The 15,367-nt window shown below is 59.7% G+C and carries 11 protein-coding genes and 1 pseudogene; 4 read left to right on the forward strand and 8 right to left on the reverse strand.

Annotated elements, in window-relative coordinates:
* Positions 1-43: 43 nt before the first annotated feature.
* Both IVB42_RS28815 and IVB42_RS28820 read right to left on the reverse strand, forming a co-directional pair.
* Complete coding sequence (locus IVB42_RS28815; protein WP_247452606.1) at positions 44-367, reverse strand: PilZ domain-containing protein; 324 nt, start codon at positions 365-367, stop codon at positions 44-46.
* A complete protein-coding gene (locus tag IVB42_RS28820) occupies positions 364-1,467 on the reverse strand; it encodes a DUF2336 domain-containing protein (protein WP_247385341.1) in 1,104 nt (367 codons plus the stop codon). Before IVB42_RS28820 ends, IVB42_RS28815 begins: the two co-directional genes overlap by 4 nt.
* A gap of 963 nt (positions 1,468-2,430) precedes the next feature.
* On the opposite strand from IVB42_RS28820, the gene IVB42_RS28825 reads away from it, so the two are divergent.
* A complete protein-coding gene (locus IVB42_RS28825; RefSeq protein WP_247375535.1) occupies positions 2,431-3,450 on the forward strand; it encodes a cyclase family protein in 1,020 nt (339 codons plus the stop codon).
* Positions 3,451-3,517: 67 nt separating this feature from the next.
* The gene (locus IVB42_RS28830) at positions 3,518-4,498 is read left to right on the forward strand and encodes a substrate-binding domain-containing protein (RefSeq protein WP_247471515.1); all 981 of its coding nucleotides are present in this window, start codon (positions 3,518-3,520) and stop codon (positions 4,496-4,498) included.
* Between the two features lie 2 nt (positions 4,499-4,500).
* Here IVB42_RS28830 and IVB42_RS28835 read toward each other — a convergent pair whose 3' ends face one another.
* The 4 genes from IVB42_RS28835 to IVB42_RS28850 form a co-directional block, all read right to left on the reverse strand.
* Positions 4,501-5,766 (reverse strand): choice-of-anchor tandem repeat NxxGxxAF-containing protein, encoded by a 1,266-nt coding sequence (locus IVB42_RS28835; RefSeq protein ID WP_247371399.1) that lies wholly within the window; start codon positions 5,764-5,766, stop codon positions 4,501-4,503.
* Positions 5,767-5,849: 83 nt separating this feature from the next.
* The gene (locus tag IVB42_RS28840; protein ID WP_247471518.1) at positions 5,850-6,788 is read right to left on the reverse strand and encodes a zinc ABC transporter substrate-binding protein; all 939 of its coding nucleotides are present in this window, start codon (positions 6,786-6,788) and stop codon (positions 5,850-5,852) included.
* Positions 6,785-7,600, reverse strand: a complete 816-nt coding sequence (locus tag IVB42_RS28845; protein WP_247367300.1) for a metal ABC transporter permease — start codon at positions 7,598-7,600, stop codon at positions 6,785-6,787. The genes IVB42_RS28840 and IVB42_RS28845 overlap by 4 nt, the downstream gene beginning before the upstream one ends.
* Positions 7,601-7,650: 50 nt before the next feature.
* Positions 7,651-8,532 (reverse strand): metal ABC transporter ATP-binding protein, encoded by an 882-nt coding sequence (locus tag IVB42_RS28850; RefSeq protein ID WP_247452601.1) that lies wholly within the window; start codon positions 8,530-8,532, stop codon positions 7,651-7,653.
* A 915-nt stretch (positions 8,533-9,447) separates the two neighbouring features.
* Here IVB42_RS28850 and IVB42_RS28855 point away from each other — a divergent pair.
* Positions 9,448-9,991, forward strand: a pseudogene (locus tag IVB42_RS28855) (NYN domain-containing protein); the annotation flags it as partial.
* Between the two features lie 1,081 nt (positions 9,992-11,072).
* Here the strand turns inward: IVB42_RS28855 and IVB42_RS28860 are convergent.
* On the reverse strand, positions 11,073-11,306 hold the full coding sequence (locus IVB42_RS28860) for a hypothetical protein (protein ID WP_247452600.1): 234 nt from the start codon (positions 11,304-11,306) through the stop codon (positions 11,073-11,075).
* A gap of 1,092 nt (positions 11,307-12,398) precedes the next feature.
* On the reverse strand, positions 12,399-13,040 hold the full coding sequence (locus IVB42_RS28865) for an OmpA family protein (RefSeq protein ID WP_247452599.1): 642 nt from the start codon (positions 13,038-13,040) through the stop codon (positions 12,399-12,401).
* 365 nt (positions 13,041-13,405) lie between these two features.
* Between IVB42_RS28865 and IVB42_RS28870 the strand changes: the two genes are divergently transcribed.
* Positions 13,406-14,821, forward strand: coding sequence for a caspase family protein (locus tag IVB42_RS28870; RefSeq protein ID WP_247471605.1), 1,416 nt, complete (start codon positions 13,406-13,408; stop codon positions 14,819-14,821).
* The last annotated feature ends 546 nt before the right edge of the window (positions 14,822-15,367 follow it).

A 15,367-nucleotide genomic window follows, 5' to 3' on the forward strand; every position in this document is an offset into this window, starting at 1 on the left:
CATGATCATTGCATCAGATCAGATTTCGATGACACTGCTCGGCTTAAGTTTGTTTCGGTGCCGCTCTGTCGCTGGCCGTTTTTTGGGCTTTCTTGCCATCTGCGTGGATGAAGTGAACCCCAGCGATGGTTCCGTCGATCCAGACCAACTCGCAGCGCCGATAGGCTAGTCCCGTGGACGACAGCAGCATGAAGAACTCCTTCGCCTTGAGAACGTCGACCGATCCCTCGACCTCGATCTTGGCGCCGGTGTCCGAGACGTCGAGCAGGACGCAGCTTCGCCGCCAAGTGCCGTCGGAGCCCATCAGGTTGACGGCGTGCCTGTGGTCCATCCGTACCCGAGAGGCCTTGCGACCGTCGAACTTCATCGGCTTGCTCTCGATTTCGCAGTCCGATCGTCGGCGCCCGCGGAGATTTCTCCCCAACGAACGGACCATTGGCTGGTCGACAGATGAAGCTTTTCAAACAGCTCCTGAGCTCGTTCGCGTTCGCCGAATGACAGGCGCGGGCCGCGGCTGTTGAGGATGGCCAGCGTTGTCTGCCAATTCAGGCGCGACGCCCGACACGCCATGACCAAGCCTTCGCAATCGGGCTCCGCCATTACGTGCTCGACGACCTCGACGGGCGCTCCGGACAGCACCGACAGCGCGGTGTACAGATTGGCGGTCTCGCTCCGGATCACGAACCGATTAACGGTCGAGTCGTTCAGCTTGCCCCCGCGGTTGAGCAATACGATCTCCGGCCTCGCAGCAGCGTATTCTGCGTCCCGAGGGCGCTTCACCGTCACCGGCATCTCGGAGGACGTGGCTGCCCCTGAAAAAGCGCACGGACGCGCTTCGGCGTTCGTGCCGGTTGCTGGTCGTGGAGATGCCGATAGCAGCGCGCGGACAACCATGTCCGGTGTGCCTGGCCTCAAGGCCAGAGCCTTGGTGATCTCGTCATCCTGCTCGGCCTTGCCGATCAAGATGGAATAGCCGGCGTCGGAGAATCCCGCCGCTGGATTTCCGATAAGCGCCAGACAGACCTTGCTGCTGCCGCGCTGCAACAGGACGTCCGTCACCACATTTTCGATCTCGCGCCTGTCAGCAATGGCGAGGAGGTGACGCTCGCTGCTGGACCCCGCGATGTCCATAAGATCCCACGGCGACAGGGCCGGAGATTGGCGCAGAACGGGGACCGCGATTGCGGCGTCTTCGCATGAGGCAAGACGCCGCAACGTTTTTTTGGGAGCCGCCCTCAGGTCTGCAAGAGCTGTACTGAGCTCAACAAGTGTGGAGGGGGCCATCGGGGCGATCAGCCGAACAAGGAGCTCATCGAGCAGGTCGATATGCGGCTCTTGCAACCGACCGTTCCCGGCGACAAGCAGTTCGACGATGCGCCGAAGTATCCGAACACAACGTTCAGATGAGCTCCCCGCAATGGTAGCGTCCAACTCGACAATAACATCGGCTGCGGCAATTCCCGTCATCGGCGGGGCCTTAGTGTCAAAAGGAACTACGCAATCACACGTATTACGCGCCCAAGTTGTTAACATAGGTTTATGATCTGTGTCTCACCGGCAGGAACCGTGATTACTTGGGAGGTATCCTTGAAATCGGCAGGCGCGCCGTTTCCATTCATGACCGAAGCGCGCCCACACAGAACCTTTGCTTCAACGACATCGACCGGCTTCGCAGCTCGACAAGGTCGCTGAACGTAGGCTTCACGCCGGTCGTGCGGCGGTGCGAGCCGTGGAAGTCTATGAGCTGCCGATCGTTTGACGAAAGGGGCTGGCGGCCGGCGATCGTCATCGCTGGCGGCGGGTGTTGCTGCTCCATGCAGATAGTTGAGCGGCAATGGGCCTCGCTCGTGTTGCGGCGGCAGGTCATAAGTCGCCATGGGCCGAGAGCCAACCTTCGTTTTGCGGTTTTCAAGCCGAGCCGGTTGGCGCTGCAGTGGCGGCGGAAGTTGGTCGAAGAGGTGCCTGTGTGCTGCTATCACCGCAGCCTGAGCCGCGGCATCCGTCCAGCACCCTTCGACACTTGGGTTCGTGAACCTGCAGCGGCAGCGAGAACCGGACGGCAGGCCCCTTTGAGACTTGCTCGCCCGTCCTGAGAATGTCCGCTCACGGGGTAGCGCGGAACTCGCGGTCATCTCGTGGTCAAAGCGACTCGAATGACACAACTCGGGCATTGACCTGGTCGTAACTGATCCTGCTCGGTTAACGGTACGGGGGCGATACGACCCCGCGCGTCTTCCGCTCAGTCCTGGCTCCGTAAAGCGACAGCGATGCTGTCGCACCGGCTCCGAAATCAACGGAGCTAGGGCTCATCCGGTCTTTTGGGCACCTACCGACCGTCACGAACGCGCAGATTGAAACCGCGCGCTGGGGCTGCCATGATCGTGCACTTCCAAGCAGTCCAGCTGAACTGCAGATCTTAAGGAGGCGACCATGAAGTACAGCGTGATCATTGGCATCGCATTGTCGGCATTGGCGCTCTTAGGCACTTTTGGCATCGCTAACGCTCAGAGCGATTGCAAGACTCTGGTAAAACCTTCTCCGTTCGGTCCAGACGATCAGATCGGAGCGACCAATCGCATTACTCCCGCTGTGACAAAGGCCGCGGCTGCGGAAATCCAAACCGGCGCTGTCGTTCCCATGGCCTACAATCTGGTTGACGGCGTGCCTCTGTTCGGTACCCGCTTCACCAAGACAATGCTGACGACCGCCTCGCTCGTGCCCGGTGCCGAATACGGCAAAAACAAACTGACCTATATGGAAGACACCTATCTCAGCCAAAGCCATGTCGGTACGCATATCGACGGCATGGGCCACATCGGCATCATGGATTGCTACTACAATCAGACGCCGATGGGTAAGTTCGTCACCCAGAATGGCTTGAAGAAGCTGGGGCTTGAAAACCTCAAGACTTTTGCGACGCGCGGCGTGATCATTGACATGGTCAAGGTGTTCCAGGACGCGGGAAAACTGCAAACCAATGCCGCATGCCGAATGCCATGTCTCGACGGCGGCACGGTGATCACCGATGCCGACATTCAGGCTGGTTTGAAAATGTACAACGTCACCCTGCGTGACGGGGATGCCGTTTTTGTACATACCGGTTGGGGCGACCTATTCAATCAATTCCCCGCGCAGAACGCCAATTACAATAAGTCGGAGCCAGGAATTAGCAAAGCCGCTGCCCAATGGCTTGCCGATCAAAAGGTGGTGTTGGTCGGAAGCGACACGTGGGCGGTTGAGGTGATCCCTAGCGAGGATGCGATGGAAGCCTTTCCCGTCCACGCGATCCTGCTGACGGATAATGGCATCCACATCATCGAGAACGTTCGCACGGATTTGATCGCCGCTGAGGCGGCGAGCAGCAAGCGTGCGACCTTCTTCCTCTCTATGACCGTGCCGAAGGCGGTTGGCACGACCGGCACCTTCGTCAATATCGATGCAATCCGGTAGCGTGCCTGGGGCAGGGTGGAGCGAACAAGGCCCCATCACGGCGTTTCGGATGGGACGCCGTCGATTCTTGTTGGCCACCCTCGCTGTAATTTCAGCTAACCGCGCTGCCGACGCGCAATCTCGACGCTTCCGAGTGGCCTTTGCTAATTTGAACGAGGAGCCAGGCACGCGGATCGATGGTCTCGGCTTCACCGGCGCGGAGATCCGCCGCAGCTTTGAGCTCGCCTCGCGAAGCTTGCCCTTGGACATGATCTACTACGACAATGGCGGCGACGCCGACAAGGCGGTCGTCAACGCACGTGATGCCGTCTCCAAAAACGTCGACTTGCTGATCGAATATAATTCAGATGCGAAAGCAAATGCCGAAATCGGACGCCAACTGAAAACGGCGGGCATTCCCGTCCTTGCGGTGAATTATTCAATTCCAGGCGCGCCGCTCTATACCGCCGATAATATCGCGGCAGGCCGGATCGCCGGCCAAGCCCTCGGCAAATTCGCGAAAGAGACCTGGCCGGATCAGAGCATGGTCGCAGCACTCCTCGGCGATGTCTCCGATCCGGGCGGTGCCATCGCCGCGCGCGTTCGGGGTTTGACGGAAGGGTTGCGGCAGGAACTGCCCGACCTTTCGCCGGTGCAATTGGATAGTGCCGGTCATTCGGTTCGCGCCGGGAGCGTGCTCGCTAAATTTCTAGCCACTCAAACCCGGCGCAAAATACTTGTTGCCGCACTCGACGATGCCTCAGCGCTCGCCGCCAAATCTGCGGTCGAAACGGCGGGGCGCATGAGCGACTGCGTCATCGTTAGCCAGGGTGCTGATCGCAGCATTCATGGCGGCGCCAGCGAAAAGAAGGAGATTGATCCCGCCAATCGCGGAAGTGTCATTCTGGGGTCGGTCGCCTATTTTTTCGACCGCTATGGCTACGAGATCCTTCCAATCGCCTTGCGGATGCTGCGAGGCGAGCAGGTGCCGCCGCAGATTTTCACCAAACATGTCCTGATTTCGGCGAAGAATGTATTTGCCGAATATCCGCCGGTTGACATGAACTGACCTCAGCTCCCCGGCGGTCCATAATAGTAGATGCCATTGCGGCCCTGCTCCGGATTGGTCATGGTGGCGAATGTCAAGCTGCCGTCTGATCCTGCCGAGGTGACGGAATTGAGCGCGAGGGCGGGAAGGAAGGCACCGTTGGCAAGACGGTCTCCCACCATCGCGACCCGCCGAATGGCTCCGGCGCCTCCGATGTAAATACCGAGGGGACCAGGCGCGTCGTCGACGCCAGCCACGAACGCAATGGTGCCGTCTCGGCCGAAATTCGGCCAAGGGCCGAAGGCGGAAAAGCGACCGCCGCCGGGCGCCGGTTCGCCCGTGACCGCCAATTGTGTCAAACCGCCTGCATTCGCAACCAGTAGCGCCTCGGATGCGGCGCTCGAGCCAAGATGGGCGACGAAGGCTACGTTGTCGTCATCATCGATCGCAGCCCGCTCAGAAAAACGTACCAGCATCTGGCCCCCGGGGGCGGTCTCTCCCGCGCCCACAAGAACGTTCAAACCGCTGGCGCCGACGACAAAAATTCCGCCCAAAATCGCCCCGTGCTCAACGACCGCGGGGAAGGCAACCACTCCCTTGTTGTTGATTGCCGGTAGACCGAAACGATCAAAAGTACCGCCGCGCGGGGCTACGTCGCCGCTCGCCACGAGCTTACGCAATGCGCCCCCGCTATACAGATACAAGACCTGCAGCGTTTCCCGGCCTCGCCTGACCGTTCCCACAAAAGCGATTTCATCGCGATTGTTGAGCACCGGCGTATCGAATTCTGCAAACGTGCCGCTTCGCACACCCGGCGCGTCCGTCCCGCTCAGCGCAATCACTTTAAGGCGGCCTTCCACAACCAGAAAAATCCCCTCGTTGGCACGCGCTCCGGCAACACTCGCACCGAATGCAATCTTGCCGGCATCATTCAACGCGGGAAGTGGATGCCGCGCAAATTCGGACAGCACGCCACCTCCCGGCACCGCATCGCCCACCGCCGCCGCCTTCGTAATCCCCGAGGCGGTTGCAAGGAAAATACCCTCGGCCGCCTTCGCCCGCGCGAGGCTTGCGTAAAACGCAATTTGGCCTCGACTGTTGACGGGCGCAACGATCGGCTGCGAGCCGACGTCGAATCGGTCGAAGCTGCCGCCACCGGGCGCGGCCTGTCCGGAGGCGACGACCAGCCGCAACGCATTGACTACTTGAGAGGTCGTTGGCGCTTCAGCCTTGCGGGTGGGTTCTGACAGACTGGCCCATAACACCGCGATCCAAAGGGATACGACCACCGCACCTGCCACCGTTAGGCGGGAACGCGCGCTAGCAAGCAATGCTCCGCGGAAAGGCGACCGTTGGGGGACATCCATTTCCGTCAGTTCTTCATCATGCCGGCTTTGAGCGCCGTCACATCATGACGGAGCATCTTCAGATAAGTGTCGGCTTCCTCGCCTGGCTTGGAAAGGGCGTCACCGTAGAGAGTACCGCCAATCGAGGCTCCGGTCTCCTTGGCCACTTGCTGCATGGCGCGCGGATCGGTGATGCTGTCGAGGAACAGCGCGTGTATGCCCTCCTGCTGGATCTGTCGGGTGAGTCGCGCCAGCTCGGCCGCGGACGGCTCGCTGTTGTTGGTCCAACCATTGATGGACAGCAGCGTAATGCCGTAGGCCTTCGCCAGATATTGCAACGAATCGTGCGAGGCCAGAACACGCCGCTTTGCGGCCGGCAACGCGGCGATCTCGGCCTTGGCCCAGGCGTCGACAGCCTGCAATTCCTTGATGTAGGCATCCGCGCGCGCACGATATTCCGCGGCATTGCCTGGATCGCTTTTTGCCAGGGCGGTTGCGATGTTCCGGACGTAGATGACACCGTTCTTCGGGTCGAGCCAGGCGTGCTGGTCGATCTCTTCCTCCCCAAATTTGCTGCGCGGTCCGCGTTCCTCCGTCGAAGTATGTGTCTTCGCGCCCCTGCTGACGATGATTTTGGCACCGCTGAACTTGACCTGTTTCAGCAGGGGCTCGAGCCAGGGTTCGAACTGGTCATTGAGATCGTTCATGAAGACGATCTTGGCTTCGGCGACATTTTTGCCGTCGGCGAGTGACGGCTTGAAACGTTCGGTGTCGCCGGCGGGCCCGACCAGGGTGACAAGATCGACCTTATCGCCGGCAACATTGGCGACCATGTCACCGATCACGCTGAATGTCGCCACTACCTTGATCCTGTCTTCCGCGCCGGCCGTGCTGGCGCCGAGCAATATCGAAACGCTGGCAAGAACAACGCGGAACCGAGCGCGGATTGAAAGATCGCTTTTCATGGCTTTTTCCTAAGGCCCTCGGGTTTAAGCCATGTTCGGCCAGCCGCCAGCAGCGACATGCCGTAGATCACTCCCGCGCTGATCACAATGACAGGCCCCGAGGGCAGATTCGCGTAGTAGGAAATGAGGAGCCCGACAAGCGCCGCAGCCATTCCCAAGACCGTCGCAAGGACAATCATCGGGAATACTTTGTTTGTCCAGCAGCGCGCCGCGGCGGCGGGCAGCAGCATCGGGCCAATCGCAAGCAACGTGCCAAAGGCCTGGAAACTGGCGACGAGATTGAGAACCACGAGCGTGACGAAAATCGCGCGGAATGCGCCGCCGCCACCCCCGACAGCGCGTAGGAAAGCGGGGTCGAAGGATTCCACCACCAGGGGTCGATAGAGCGCAGCCACAACGAGCATGGTCGCGCTGCTGATGCTGGCCATTAGCAGCAACGCCTTCACGTCGACCGCAAGCACCGTGCCGAAAAGAACGTGCACCAAGTCGGCTTGGCTGCTGCGTGCGGCGACGATCAGGACGCCGAATGAGAGACATATCAGATAGAAGGCGATCAAGTTTGAGTCTTGGCGCTGCCACCTCGAGCCTGCCGAAAGTGCGGCGAGGGCCGCAACCGCAAGCCCGGTTAGCAGACCCCCGATTGTCAGAGCGGCCAGGGAATAGCCAGCGTAAAGAAAGCCGAGCGCAGCGCCAGGCATGACGGCATGCGACAATACGTTTCCGTCCAGGCTCTCGCGGCGCATGAGCAGAAGTGTACCCATTGGCCCATTTGCCAAAGCGAGCGCGAAGCACGCGACGAGTGCGATTCGCATGAATCCGAATGACGCGAATGGATCGATCAAAACGCCTAGGATCTGTCCACTCACGCGACCAATCCGATGTGCGCGCTCTCTGGCGGATTTAGCGCTTGCTTTGCTCGCGCAAGATTGTCGACCGAAAGCGAAACCGAGGTTTCCCCCCATGCGATGGGCGAACGCGCCAGCAGAAGGGTCGAGGGGAAATATCGGCGTACCTGGTCGAGATCATGCAGCACCGCGACGACGGTGCGTCCTTCTGTCCGCCAACGTTGTAGGATAGGCAGCAGATCCTGGGTCGTGTTCTCGTCGAGCGAGGCGAAGGGCTCATCGAGCAAGATGACGTCGGCGTCCTGCAGGAGCAGCCGTGCAAACAGAGCCCGCTGGAAGTGGCCAACGGAAAGTTCAGAGATTTGCTGATCTGCGAGGCTTGAGAGGCCGACGGCCGCGATTGCTTCGTAGACGCTCGCCGCGAGGCGCCGGGGCGGCTTGCGGAGCGCACCAAAATCGCGCCAATCGCCCAGCGCCACGAGTTCGGCGACCGTGATCGGAAAGCCGCGGTCGAGTTCATCCCGCTGCGGGAGATACGCCAGGCGATGCCACTCAGCAGCGGCGCAAGTGACCTGACCGATGGCAGGCCTAAGGATCCCGGCGAGCGCTTTCAGGAGCGAGCTCTTCCCGGCGCCGTTTGGGCCGACGACGGCAGTGAGGCTCGCGGGCCCAAACTCGCCAGTCAAGCTCTCAAGCGCGTATCTATCACCATATCGAACGGAAAGATTGCGAACTGAGATCCCTTCCAGCCGGCGAGTGTGTTCTCCGGATGCGTTGGGATGGTAGCCGTTGTCGAAAAGACGGACGAAGGCAGCTTGCGCGTTATGTCCAAGCGCTGCGAGCGAGACGGCAAATGATTGCGTGAGAGGTGCGGTGCCGGCGCGCATCAGCCCGAGCACGGTGAGATCAGACCAACGTCGTCGCGCGGGATCCGAAGAATTGGCCATTACACGTCCCGGTGAACATGTCAGAAGTAGTCTAGGCAACGCAACTAGGCGGGTCAATCCTGCCCCATGGATCCGCCACGTGATTAGGATGGTCATGCTTGGAGTGGCTGGACTAGGCGCTGTTGCTGCAGCCGCCAAGAATGCCGCACCGCCGCCCTCGATCGAAGTTGTCATGGTGCAATCAAACTGGACATGCCGAATGCCCTTGAGTGCCTGGATGTCGCGTACGTTCGGCCCGGCAGTGAAGAGCAAGCTGATTGCCGGGACCCACACCAAAGCAAGCCGCTCTTCCACGGCTTCGCAACCTTACTCCTCGTCATTGGCACGATCCGCACGACCTGGAGGCCAAGGCTGCAAACAAAAAGAGCCGACCGCACAAAAGGACCAAGAAACTGCGCCGCCGATCAGCCTCGAAAGCAGGTTGAGGCTACACGAAGCCGTTCAGACGGGCTTGAACCACTCTTAAGAAAGCTGAACGGGATTGGAGGACGATCGGTGGCCCCTAGAGGTCGTTCAAGGATGAGAATGAAGTAGAAGCCAACGTTGACGAGGAGGTCGAAGACGAGGACAGAGTCGCTGACGATGACGATGAAGGAGGCTAACAAGTGAGGAGGGCCGCGCGAATGCGGCTCGCTGTCTTGTCGGTGCTTCAAGGATTGTGGGCACGGGTGAGTTGGCCAGCCATTGCGCTGCACAAAATTGCGAGCAGGGCGAGAATACCGGAAGGCTGACCCTGCCGGGAGGTCTACCGAATTTATCTTTTTGAAGGCTCATGATTCCTAGGTATCGCATGCGCTTCTGTACGTGCCGCCTCCGGTAATGTGCGCTGAGCCCGCGGCATGGCCTCGCTTTACAGAGGCATGGGTCATGTCATCTCCTAGCACGGTTGCGCTCTTCTTCGATCGAGCCAATCTCTACGCGACGGCGAAAACTCTCGGCTCATCGATTACAAGCGCCTGCTGAGGGAGTTTCAGAGCCGCGGAACGCTGCTTAGGGCGTTCTACTACACCGCGATCATCGAGGATCAGGAGTACTCCTCGATCGCCCCCTGATCGAGACTGGCTCGATTACAACGGCTACACCGCCGTCACCAAGGCGACCGAGGAGTTCATCGACGCCTCCGGCCGCCGCAAGGTCAAGGGTAACATGGACATCGAGCTCGCCGTGAACGTCATGGAGCTCGCTGAGCACATCGACCAGATGGTGCTGTTCTCGGGTGACGGCGACTTCCGTTCCCTCGTCGAGGCCGTTCAGCGCCGCGGCGTGCGGGTCACCGTGATTTCCACGATCGCCGATGATCGCCGACGAACTGCGCCGGCAGGACGACGTCTTCACCGACGTCGGCGAGCTGCAGTCCAAGCTCGGCCGCGACCCGTCCGAACGCCCTGCCGCGCGCGAGGCGCGCTATCGCGCGGAGCAGGTCCCGGAGCGTGAGACCACCCTAGGCTCAAGGGAAATGATAGCCTGCTTGAGGAGTGAGCCCCGTGGCTCGCTCCAGTCATTCGTACAAGCTCCGTGCCGGCGCACGTGGCCCCGGAGACCAGCGCGGCGAATAAGCCCGGCATTTGCGCCGGGCTGATCGCCAATATGGTTCGGTTCTCAGGAACGGACGAACTAGAGAATAGTCTTCCCGGCCGGTCGGTTCGGATTCTGACATTGCGCTGCTTGCTGGCGAGCTTCGCATGATCGTGTTGCATTCCGCGGCTCCTCGGCACGCGCGCGATGATGCCGGGGGGCTTTAGCGCGCAACAAAGCCCTAGCAAGTAGCATCCGAAACTGAGGTGAAACCAAACTGAAACCAGTGCCGGTCAGCTTCGTTGCGGGACGCTAATATTGACTGCCGTTGAACCATAAAGTTTGATTATGGCCGATAATCATGATGACTCCATCACACAACTGAAAATATGTTTAGGAAACCATGGGAGGTTAGAATGGAAGCTGCCCGCCGCTTTCGCGCAATGGCGTTGCTTTGCCGGCAGAGTGCCGCACACCAATCTGAGAGAAGCTGGAAACTGCTCGCTGAGGCAGAGTACTGGGAGCATCTGGCGGCTGCGGCTTTGGCTCACTGAGGGGTTGGCCGAGCGATTTTTCGTCCTTTCTCGTTTACATCGACTTCTTAGCTCAATTTTAATTTTAGGCCGATCATGGCCAGTATGCGTCAGATTTATACTTGTGCTGTTCTGAATGAACTCCAAGCGCTTGTGGCGGAGCTTAGAGAGGTGGAGACGCTTCGAAGTAAGCTCCGATATGTAGAAGCGAGAGCAATCGGCAGAAGACGGCGTACCAAAGCCGGCAGCAGAGTAAGAGCCGCTTAGGACCGCCGGGTCCGAAGGGTGGCTCGCGTTGGCTCACTCGCGCGATTCATCCTCGCATCTGCCATTATTTGGAGGAAGACGGGCGCCTTCATCGCGCAGTAGCGAGCCCCGCCGACTGTGGCCCTGCGACATGTCGGCAAACCTGCGCCAGCCGGCGTGCCTCACAATGTTCGAACGTCAACTCGGCCGCGAGACCGGCCGTCTATTCAGGATCCCGCCTTCACCCTGATTGTCGTTCGTCGTTGCACCTCGGAACACAGCAACAAATCGATCGCCTTGCCAAAGCTCAACGTCGTGCTCGGCATGCATTTGCTCGGCTCGACGCCGCGCCGCCTGCTCGTCAATGCAGTCGAGCTTCGCCACGCAGATCACTTGTCGGCTGCTGTCCACCACGAATGCTTTGTACCGCATTCCGCAATCCGATCCCAACGGGGACCGTCATCGTAATCGAATGTCCGTCTAAGGCGGTGGGCAAACTAAGTGTGGGCGGGCGGAACCTTTGTACGTGTGGCAATTCGGCTATACCTGGAATTCATCGATCGCGCGGCGACACGCGTACGTGCCTAGCTATTGCGCTACCTCACTGGCGTAATCTCACCGCGCGCCGAAGCGTGCGGCTCGAGCTTAGGATTGAGAAGCCACCAAGCATCATCAGCAGCACACCTGACCAAGTTGCCGTCCAGCTACGTGCTTCGTCGTGCGCCTCTGCAATGCGGCGCTTGAATGGAAATCACTGAGAATATCGCTCCTAGGTCGAGAGGAGGGAACACCGACATCCGTGGGGCGCAGCACTTCGTACACCATAAGTGCCCATCTCGCTGCGGAAGATGTCCGGCGCCTCGATTGCGTGGGATTTGAGCTCGGCAACACTCTCCTGCGGCAGCGCGAAGTCGCTCAGCTGTTGGTCGAAATGACGGCCGAGCAGCAGCACGGCACTTTGCAGGGCCTATTTGCCGCTCTCGATCGCAATCTCCCTGAACCTGCCAATGGCGATCGTGGTGCCGACCTTCCCGAGCTTGGAGTTCCAGCCGCTACAAGCCCGCGACCAATGGACCCGCTGGTGGAAAACGTGCGGCAAATAAAGCGGAAACGGCTCCCAATAGGCATAGCGTTGGGAGCGGCGGTATAACATGCCGTCGGTAGGGACGCGCTGCCGTGATGATCGGCTTTTCGGAGGCTGTATCGGTGGTGTTTGGCACCAGCGACGGGCGCGGCACCGAGGCTGGTGGCGATCCGCTCGGGGGCGGAGTGTTAGCGTCTGCAGCGGGCGCGCTCGCGGCAGGCGTTGCCGGAGGCGCAGGAAGCACAGCATCTTCCGCACGGCCTTGGGCATAGATTGCGGCAAGAAGCATAGTTGCGATCGCTAACCTGGCAGGGGTCGTTTTCATGCGAAATCTCCCAAATGAACTTTTGTGGTGCAAGCTGGCCACTCACGCCGAGAGGACGGAGCGACCCCGAAGCCGCCTGTCTAGCTGGTCGAAATCTCGATCAGACTGAGACATTTCATTTTGAAGCGGTCTTCGTTTCCATATTGACGACCTGGACCCGGCGGTTGACCGCAGCGTCGGGATGATCTGAATCCTTCAGCCTAGTCTCGCCATAGCCGACGGTAACGAGATCGCTGCCGGAGATACTGTAGTGCTCGACCAAATAGCGTTTGATGGCGTCGGCTCGTCGCTCCGAAAGATCCTGATTGAAGGCATCACTGCCAATCGCATCGGTGTGCCCGGCGACCACAAAAACGGAACCTTTCAGGCTCGGATCCGAGAGGGCCTTCCCCAGCGCCTCGACGGAGGTCAGGGAGACCGGACTGATGGCGGCTGAGTTGAAGTCAAACTTGATCTCCAGATCGATATTTGGCTTGGTCGAGTCGATCTCCGCGATCTCCTCGCGTTCACTCGACGACAGGGAGCGGGTCTTGCGGTTACGAACGGTGTCCAGGACGGCATCTGTGTGCGCCTTTGCAGACGGGTCCGCTTGCGGAGAAACAGAAAGGCTGCGGGTCAGCGGTTTCGGCTTCAGGGCAGAGAAGATCTGCTCGGCCGAGACGTTGACCTCCCCGGCGAGCGCAAATCCTGCTGTCATCGAGAATGCAGCACCGAGCGTAATCGCCTTGATTGCAGAAAGCCGATGAAAACGCGTCATGATCGTATTCCCTGGTAACAATGTTCAGTTGCTGTGGTCAGCATAGATGCATCCTGGAGCCAGACTGTGACCCACGTCACGCACACAACAATTAGTTTTCGATTGGGCGACGTTCGCATTGGCTTCAGCACCGCTCTCCCTTGAGCTTGGCCCTTGGCGGCCGCGTTCACGAAGAATAAGCTTGCAGGTCTGGGAGAGCGCGCAAGCCAGTTCGATCAAGGCCCACGATACCGGCGTGATCTAGATCACAATCCGCTCTCCGGGATCGGTTCAGTATTGCACTCAACTGTCCAGTTGGCGGGAATGGAGCAGCATTTGCGGGCAAGCCAGGAGACAAGATCATGGGCTTTCTATTTGCAACATTCATGCGCTTTTTAATTGCAACATTAACGGCAGCAGCTCTTCTAGCGAGCACGAATGCAGCCCTTGCTGAGAAGCGCGTCGCCTTCGTCGTCGGCAACGGCGCCTACAGGCACGTGACGCCACTGCCCAACCCTCCGATCGACGCCAAGGCGATGGCGGCGACGCTGCGCAAAGTCGGCTTCGAGGTCATCGAAGGCTCGAACCTCAGCCGTGATCAGATGACGGCGAAGCTGCTGGACTTTGGCCACAAAACACAAGGCTCTGACGTCGCCGTGTTTTACTATGCCGGCCACGGCATCGCGGTTGACGGCAGCAACTATTTGCTGCCCGTCGATGCCGACATCAAGTCCGAGATGGACGTCAAGCTTGGCGCGGCCATCAACATCGACCTGACCCTTGAGCAAACCATGAGCGACGCCAAAGTGAAGTTGGTGTTTCTCGATGCCTGCCGAGACAATCCTTTCGCCGCCAAGATCAAAGCCAACTCAACCACCCGCAGCGTCAACGTGCAGAGTGGCTTGGCCGAAATGAAGTCCGGCGAAGGCACTCTGATCGCGTTTGCAACTGGCCCAGGCCAGACAGCGCTCGACGGCCAGGAGGGCAACAATAGCCCCTTCACCCGCGCGCTGGTCGACAACATCGCCAAGCCGGGGGTCGAGATCCAGCAGGCGATGACCTCAGTCCGCGCGCAGGTCAACGAGGAAACGCAAAAAGGTCAGCTTCCCTGGGGCCACACCAACCTGATCGGTGCCGTCTACCTCAATCCAGCGCAGCAGACTCAGCTCGCCAACGCCGCACCGAGCACTTCCACCAGCGCACCGGCCGCCAGCACCAGCAGTCATTCCGACGGCATCGAGCTTGAGTACTGGCGCTCGGTGAAAGAGACCAACAAGCCCGAAGAACTCAACGCATATATTTCGGCATATCCAAACGGTCAGTTCAGGGCGTTGGCGCTGGCGCGGCTCGCTGCCATCGAGAACGGCCCGTCGACCACAGCCCGTAACCTTACCTCCGGTGTCGATCCTGCTACCTTCACCGATGATGCCAGCCAGCTCACCGAGGATCAGATCGGCCTCGACAAGGGTCAACGCCGCGACGTGCAGCGTCGCCTCAACGGGCTCGGGTTTGACAACAAGGTCACTGGTGCATTCAACGGAGATACCCGCTCGGTCCTCAAACGATGGCAGGCCGCCCGCGGCTATCCCTCGACCGGCTATCTCAACAAGCTCCAGCACAAGGCGTTACTTGGGGAGATTGTTGCGAGCAACTCGGGAAGCAGCGACGAACCTTCCGAGGACAAGCCCGCCCGGCGAGCGCGCCGGAGCGGTGGCGGTGGCGGCGGTGGGGGCGGTGGCGGAGCGTTTGCAGGTCCGGGGCAGCTTTTCGGAGGTATGATGCACGGTATGTTCCGACGGTAACGCGGTGAGGAAGGACCCCGGGTCAAGTTTTAAAGGCATTGCAAAGTGACGGCCGCAATCCTTGGGTGAGCTTGCACCCCTCCGTGCTAGAAATTGAAACTCTGGTCTGTGGACCCGGTGGGGAGACCAGATTAAACCGCTGGCATCCATTGCCGACAGGATGACGATCGAATTCAGTGTTAAGTAGCTGATGTCCTGCGACGGGCCGATTTATTTCCAAACGCTGCTTACTCCAAACGTATCCATTCGGCGTAGGCCGCAGGAATCTGCATAACCCTGTGGTAGGCTCGCGCCTTCCAGATCAGCTTGTGATCAATATTGCGCAATTGCGCAGGATGATGGGCATTTTGAGGTCGACCGACCGCAGCCAAAGAAAGACCCGACGCGCGCTAACAACTCGGTGAACTTGGCAAGGACGAGCCGAAGCATGGACACGGCGCCGCTACTTCGCAGTGATTTCTCGGAGGATGCCTGGTTTGCAAGATGCTCAATCGGCTTAGCTACAGTGGGCCTTGAAAGACTAAGGTCCTTTGTGGTTGCAGGGAC

Origin of the sequence: Bradyrhizobium sp. 45 (assembly GCF_023073155.1) — a bacterium.
Classification (GTDB): domain Bacteria; phylum Pseudomonadota; class Alphaproteobacteria; order Rhizobiales; family Xanthobacteraceae; genus Bradyrhizobium; species Bradyrhizobium canariense_D.

Coding starts and splice junctions, on each gene's coding strand:
- IVB42_RS28815 (WP_247452606.1), bottom strand. CDS start 367: ATGAAGTTCGACGGTCGCAAGGCCTCTCGGGTACGGATGGACCACAGG.
- IVB42_RS28820 (WP_247385341.1), bottom strand. CDS start 1,467: ATGACGGGAATTGCCGCAGCCGATGTTATTGTCGAGTTGGACGCTACC.
- IVB42_RS28825 (WP_247375535.1), top strand. CDS start 2,431: ATGAAGTACAGCGTGATCATTGGCATCGCATTGTCGGCATTGGCGCTC.
- IVB42_RS28840 (WP_247471518.1), bottom strand. CDS start 6,788: ATGAAAAGCGATCTTTCAATCCGCGCTCGGTTCCGCGTTGTTCTTGCC.
- IVB42_RS28845 (WP_247367300.1), bottom strand. CDS start 7,600: ATGCGAATCGCACTCGTCGCGTGCTTCGCGCTCGCTTTGGCAAATGGG.
- IVB42_RS28860 (WP_247452600.1), bottom strand. CDS start 11,306: ATGCGGTACAAAGCATTCGTGGTGGACAGCAGCCGACAAGTGATCTGC.
- IVB42_RS28865 (WP_247452599.1), bottom strand. CDS start 13,040: ATGACGCGTTTTCATCGGCTTTCTGCAATCAAGGCGATTACGCTCGGT.
- IVB42_RS28870 (WP_247471605.1), top strand. CDS start 13,406: ATGCGCTTTTTAATTGCAACATTAACGGCAGCAGCTCTTCTAGCGAGC.